Genomic DNA, 1,450 nt, shown 5'->3' on the forward strand with positions numbered 1-1,450 from the left:
GTATGGGAACGGCCACGGTAGTGGCATACCTTCACCCGCAGTCTCTTTTTCAATGAACCGAGGTAATTTTTCAACAAGTCTATTGCTTGCTGCGTGAACTCGTACGCCTACCACCCAACGGGGAATAGGAAGCGTCAACGGTTTCGACTTTATCGGAGTAATGACGTCAGCCCCTGGCTTTTTCGGATTATCCGGATACTCAGCATAAAAGTTGAAATCTAAAATCCCGTCTTTTGGTGGGACGATATAATGATAAACGCTAAGTTGACCGTTCTTCCAGCCGGAGGTGGCTGCTCTACCCATGGCTGTAATCTTTAATGTTCGAGCGCCAATTTTCTTGGAAAATGAAACCTTAGTCTCGATGCTATCGACGGCATAAACCGTTCCCCACATAACTGCATTCCTCTCTCAAGTAAAAACAGTACCCATCAACATAACACGTTAAGGTTGTGGTTGCCATTGCTCACATCATATCTCGTTCTAACTGTGCTTAAGCTTAGAAAAGCCTTCGCCAGTCGCTTCTTTGGATGACAAGCACCTGGCATGGCTTGGTGGATCAGTTTACCGTATGGAATTCTGCACCCAGCACGTTAAAGGGTTTCTCGGAAGTTGGCTCGCCTGTGATGGCATCCACGGCCACAACATCGACCTCCAAGGAGGGACCCAGGGACTTCAAGCTGGCTGCTTGAGCAGACACATCGAAACGATATTGCTGAGGACCTTCACCCTCCATCGACGGAAACACCGAGAAGCTGCCAATTTTGATACTCTTGCCACTCGTTGGAGATCTAACCTCAACCACACCCCTTGTGGCAGCGCGTTTGCCCTTTGGATTGGGGTTTTGCTTTACTTGAACATCAAGCGCAAGGCGATCACTGAGGGCAGTTGGTGTAGCAATGATGACGGGATCATACTTGGCGATAACATGCGAGTCGCAATCAGCTGCCCCTGTTAGTGGGAAGAACGTCATCCCACAAGCCATCAAAACTAAATGTGCCTTGCTCATAGCTAAGCCTCCGTCACACTAAACGACAGACGATAGCATAAAGTTGGAACTTAGAGCACTGCCACGTCGATTTGCTTAGGTTGCACCACCGATTCTTGCGGTGAATCCGCGCCCACTGGCATTAACTGAACGACGATTTGATTGCCTGTGAGCCTTCCTGTCCTAAGGATCCTTGACAGGGCTTCTGTGAGATCAACTGTAACAGAAAGATCACTCTCACTCCCATGATCATGGCCATTCCCAAAGAAAGAGAAAGTTGTGACGTAACTAGGATCACTCACAGGCGTCTGAGGAGATAGGTAGTCACAGTTCAAATAAACCCTTACCCTCGTAGATGGATTCTTTGGCGCCGATACCGATCGGATGGAAGCGAAGGCCCTATTTACCGATGCGGCGCGGAGGAATTCTGGTGACCCACTTTGGGGAATTACATCAGGGCTGAAA

Annotated in this window: 2 protein-coding genes; both read right to left on the reverse strand. The window is 48.8% G+C overall.

Annotated features, from left to right (window positions below):
- Positions 1-393 (reverse strand): hypothetical protein (locus ACXJ5O_RS26875; protein WP_457302575.1); only part of this gene is annotated, 393 nt, incomplete at its 3' end.
- Positions 394-556: 163 nt separating this feature from the next.
- The gene (locus ACXJ5O_RS26880) at positions 557-1,006 is read right to left on the reverse strand and encodes a hypothetical protein (RefSeq protein ID WP_457302576.1); all 450 of its coding nucleotides are present in this window, start codon (positions 1,004-1,006) and stop codon (positions 557-559) included.
- Positions 1,007-1,450: the final 444 nt, after the last annotated feature.

Source organism: Phyllobacterium sp. P5_D12 (assembly GCF_054049495.1).